Source organism: bacterium (genome assembly GCA_022616075.1).
Taxonomy (GTDB): domain Bacteria; phylum Acidobacteriota; class HRBIN11; order JAKEFK01; family JAKEFK01; genus JAKEFK01.
In genome coordinates this window covers 1-4,713 of record JAKEFK010000294.1, presented here as the reverse complement: position 1 = coordinate 4,713, position 4,713 = coordinate 1, and the positions used below count along the sequence as shown (strand labels likewise).

Sequence of the window (4,713 nt, the reverse complement as noted above, 5' to 3'; positions counted from 1 at the left end):
CTTCCGAGAGCTGAGGGGAAAGGAGACTGGCGCCCTGTAGGTTACCCTGTATTTCTCGCATTGTGTAGGTCCCTGGCGAGTGATTGGCTTGGAGCTCGCGCACTTTGTGCTGTCGTTCAGTTCAGTCTGATAGCATTCGTCCTGCTCATTTTTCAGTGGCTTGCTTGCTCGGCCTTGAGAAAGTCGTACTGGCTTTTTCTCATCGCGATCATGCTTGGAGCTCAGCCCTGGACATTTGAAGATTGTCGCAACATGTTGCCGGATTCGCTGACGGCTTCTCTCACTACTCTTGGCATTCTTGGGTTATTTGGGTTCGTTGTAAAACAAGGCGTGATTCAGAATATTTTCTTTTTCTTTTCCTGCCTTACTCTGTGCGCAACGATGTTCCTGCGTCCCGAAATGATCGTAATGGCGCCTGTCTTGATTGGTGGGGCATTGTTTCTGAAGCAAGAGAGTAGATCCATTTTGTTTCGTTATTCGGTTTATGGCGCCATGTTGTTCTTCGCGTGTTTGTTGCTTCAAGTATTTTACCGGAACCTTTCGACCGGGGATTTGTTGCCTTATGGTCGCTTTTCGCTTCACAAGCGTGGCGCACATAATTGGGTAAACAGCTGGTTCAGTACGGAACAGAATGCGTATAATCGTTTTCTTCACGGCGGTAAAATCCTCAATACGAGCGTTGATGCCTTTCCCAAACGCGCTTTTGCAGACGAGTTTGAACGAATCGAAATACAGAAAGCTCTCGATCTAGCAAGGACAAAGGGGGTTTACGATGAGCAGGTGGATCGCCTCTTTCAATCAGTCGCCGACAAGAGGCTCCGGGACAATTTCTTTGTGAATGCCGTACTGACCAGGATCTGGCGAACCGGCATGCTGTGGTTCAATTTTGAAAGGAATAATCGCCTCACAATGATGTTGGGGCCTGCAATATGGACAGGGAAGGCGGTGGTCTACGCAAGCTATGTGATGAGAATCTCCCTGTTCCTTCTTGCAGGTTACGCGCTATTTTCCGCTCTTAGAAATTTTCGGAACCGGACAGCTTTGTGGTATCACCGTTTGACCGCCCTGATGTTTTTGTGTGTCCTTACTCGAACGCTGTTGATAGGAATGGTGCTGGGTTGGATGATCGACCGCTACGCGCTGGTTGCCTGGCCCGCGATGTTATGGTGCGCTGCAGCCGGAATGATCGATCTTGCAGGTTCAACAGGAATGGAAAAGACTGAAAAGAAGTAAAATAGAACGCACGGCACGCGAAAGTATTCACACTGTTTGAAATGATGAAACCTCATACCGTTTACATGGTCTGTGCGACTCCGCGATCCGGAAGCGGGTTGTTATGCGAAGCTCTCTGGAGTACTGCATTGGCAGGAAAACCGGATGAATATTTCCATTCCGGCACAGCGGAAGAATACGCGAATGAATGGAGTACGACCCGTTTCTCTGATTATTTGGCTAAAGTGCTGGAATTCGGGACCACATCGAATGGTGTCTTCGGCTTCAAAATCATGTGGACTGATTTTCAAAATCACTACCTGAATCATTCAGCAACCCTCAATGCTTCTGCATTGCGGGACGTAGCGCCGGAATTTCGGTATATCTGGATTCGGCGTCAGGACAAACTTCGGCAGGCGATTTCCATCTGGAAGCGGAAACAGACCGGGATCATCAGCTGGTATGACAACGAACCCCCCGAATACGAACGTATTCCTGAGTTCAATTTTTCCGCATTGAATCACCTTGTTCAGCAGGTTCGTGCATGGGATCTGAATTGGGCAAGCTATTTTAAATCGCTGGAAGTATCACCACTTGTCATCACGTACGAAGAGGATCTTCAGCAAGATTACACCGTTGTGGTTAGAAAAATCCTTAATTATTTAACAATTCCGGCACCGGAAGATCTGAACGTTCAGGCAAAAAGAAAGAAGCTCAGTGACGAACTGTCCGAGCATTTTGTGCGGTTATATCAATCGCGTGAGTAGTTACGAAAGGCGTCGTTATTCTTCTCAATCATAATATTCTCGAGGCGGTAATTCTTTAAAACCGGCCAGGAAGCATCCTTTCGCGGATCATAATCATCGGAAAAGTATTTCTGAAAGATCCCGTCATCGGAGACTCGGATAAACTCCGCGATTTCTTGAAAATTCAAAAAGTATTCTTTTGCCGGCGGTCGTGGTGTTTGTGAAAATGTCGCAGCAAAGGAGCGAGAAGGTTTAGTATCGAGAAAATCAAATAGCTTTCGATGATTTTCGATGTTGATCAATCCATTTTCATGAAACATGTCTTCATAAGACCATTCGAGAAAATCCCGTTCTCCGTCATTAAAAGTTTCAATTGCGTACTGGCGATAACGGCAAAGGTTACGAAAGGTTGCCCGGATGCCCCCGGGATCCACAACGATCGCATCTGTTTTGCCAAAAGTGTATGATTTTCCCTCACGAGCCGCTCGCGAATTTCCATTTTGGCACCAGTACTCTGCGCAAGTGTGTTCCAGTAAATGTCGACGTGTATTTACAATAATTTTTATATCTTTGTTTTTGATCAAATATTCTCGCAGGTCCGGCATATGAACTAAGTGGACGAATTGAATCTTAAACCCGACGCATTCCCAGTTGTATGGATTGTACCGGGGATCGTCCGTGAATATGTATTCATCCAAAAACTCACCGGAATGCTCCTGGCCGCCGATACGGACATAATTCTTATCGAGGATAGCGCTGTAGTAATCCTTTTTTTCGGGGGGAATGAATTGATCGGCGGGCCATCTTCCAAACGGACCGTTGTTGAATAAACCGTGATGGCTGTACAAGCGCTCATGGCCAGCCAGAAGCTCACTTGTGTGGCTCGAGCCTGATCGCGCCATCGGACAAAGCATAACCCATTTAGATCGAATCATTCTGTTTCCTTTGATTGCATATTTTAATTTATTTCACGAGTTCAGTCATCTACAATGCAGTTTTTGGATAACCCATAATGAGTGCGGTTTCGTGGGTTTCTTCCATGAATGATTTCCCGCAATCCTTCCAGATTCCAATTCTGTCTTTGGAGATAGTCCCACGTTTCAATTGGTGGTGTCGTTGCAACTTAAGCATTGGACCATGAACCAGGTTTGGATTCCAGCTCTCCCGAACTTCCAGCGGCGAGCCTAAAATCCGGGAAATTTGGATCATCGTGTTTTCCGGAAATCTGATCAGGTCCTCGTACCGGATTACGAGATCAAACATTGACAGATTTTCCCAGATCATGCGGTACAACCGGCTCATTTTGTTTTCCGTCAACCAGTCAGGCAGCGGGTTTACGAGCGCATCCCGAATATCTCGAATGATTGCGATGACCGGATACTTCAACTGCTTATAGATTCTTGCATGGCCAATGAAAACGTCATTGCAAGTTTTGATTCCAAGGTTGATCGGACTCATAGCTTTTTCGCATTCTCGAACAAGCGAAACGGTTTCTTCATAGGTCAACGGTTTGCGGGGATCTTCAGGAAAGGTTTTGTCTGGAAATAATGTCTTCAAGAATGGTATCCCGCGATGACTCTGTTCGGGATTGTGAAAATCGGGTTCGTCCAGACAGATCAGATTCCCCTGATTCAGAAGAAATGCTAATAGTGTAGTGCCACTAAACGGAGGTCCACCAACTAAGAACATATTGCCCGCGATAATATCACGCCTGTTTGAAAATATTAGGGCTTTGAACGACTCAATTCACATACCCAAGAGCCTTCAGGTGCTCTCTTGTTTCTTCATCGATGACTGTTTTGGGCTGTTGAATTCGAAGGGAATCGCGAGTTTTGCGTTGTTTATCAAGGGTCTTTTCGAGCTCGACACGATAATACGCGGAAAGGATTGGATAAGTCTCGACTAGATTCTGTGTTTCAGAGGGATCGGTGGAAAGATCGTACAATTCTTCCCGCTTGCGATCGTATTCACTGATGTATTTCATGGTTGAAGAGCGCAAAGCGTAGTGGCGATATCTGGCGCGATGAAAAAACAGGGATCTGGGCGATTGCTTCGATCCGAACACCAAACCAGGCAAGAGACTTTTTCCGTTCAACAGGATTCGCTTCCGGGAAAAGGGGAATAGATCAACAAGCGTAGAAAATACATCGAAGTTCCCCACAAGATCCGTACTGCGAACATTGCTCAGCTTCGGTTCGCGAGGGAAATGAATGATTAACGGGATCCGCAGCATTTCATCATAAAGTGTGAGGTTGTGACCTTGTATTTGATGTTCCCAAAAGGCCTCCCCGTGATCGGAGAGAACGATGATGATTGTTCTTTCATCTAAACCGAGCGCTCGAAGGGTCGACAGGATTTTTCCCAGCTCAGCGTCGCCAAAAGCGATGCTTGCATCATATACATCTCGAATTTTGCTTTTATCCTCTTCGGAAGGTGGTATTGAAAATTTGAATTCAGGCACCTGAAAACTGGGATCATCGCGAAAGCGGCGCAAGAATTCTGGAGGCGGCTGGAAGGGTAAGTGCGGTTCTCGAATATGAACATAGGAAAAGAAGCGGTGGCCCGCAACTTTTCTTAACCAGGTCTGAACCTGACCACCTATTTCATCCGCATTAATGATTCTCGCGGGAGACCAGACATGTTCAAACCCTTGCGTGTAGCCGAACACTTTCGTGGCATTGGGTGTCGCTAAGAACATTGATGTCTCATACCCTGAATCAAAAAAAACTTCAGCCATCGTCTTGAATTGTTCGGG

At 46.3% G+C, this 4,713-nt stretch carries 5 protein-coding genes; 2 read left to right on the top strand and 3 right to left on the bottom strand.

The annotated features are described in order from the left end of the window. On the top strand, window positions 1-1,233 hold a 1,233-nt coding region (locus L0156_23770; GenBank protein MCI0606017.1), incomplete at its 5' end, for a hypothetical protein. A 41-nt stretch (window positions 1,234-1,274) separates the two neighbouring features. After that, window positions 1,275-1,979 (top strand): Stf0 sulfotransferase family protein, encoded by a 705-nt coding sequence (locus tag L0156_23765; protein ID MCI0606016.1) that lies wholly within the window; start codon window positions 1,275-1,277, stop codon window positions 1,977-1,979. On the opposite strand, the gene L0156_23760 is transcribed toward L0156_23765, so the two are convergent. The 3 genes from L0156_23760 to L0156_23750 form a co-directional block, all read right to left on the bottom strand. After that, window positions 1,964-2,893: a hypothetical protein gene (locus L0156_23760; GenBank protein MCI0606015.1), complete on the bottom strand. Its 930-nt coding sequence runs from the start codon at window positions 2,891-2,893 to the stop codon at window positions 1,964-1,966. The genes L0156_23765 and L0156_23760 overlap by 16 nt on opposite strands. A 49-nt stretch (window positions 2,894-2,942) precedes the next feature. Then, window positions 2,943-3,647, bottom strand: a complete 705-nt coding sequence (locus tag L0156_23755; protein ID MCI0606014.1) for a hypothetical protein — start codon at window positions 3,645-3,647, stop codon at window positions 2,943-2,945. Window positions 3,648-3,699: 52 nt separating this feature from the next. Beyond that, the coding region (locus tag L0156_23750; GenBank protein MCI0606013.1) for a sulfatase-like hydrolase/transferase at window positions 3,700-4,713 on the bottom strand (1,014 nt) is incomplete at its 5' end.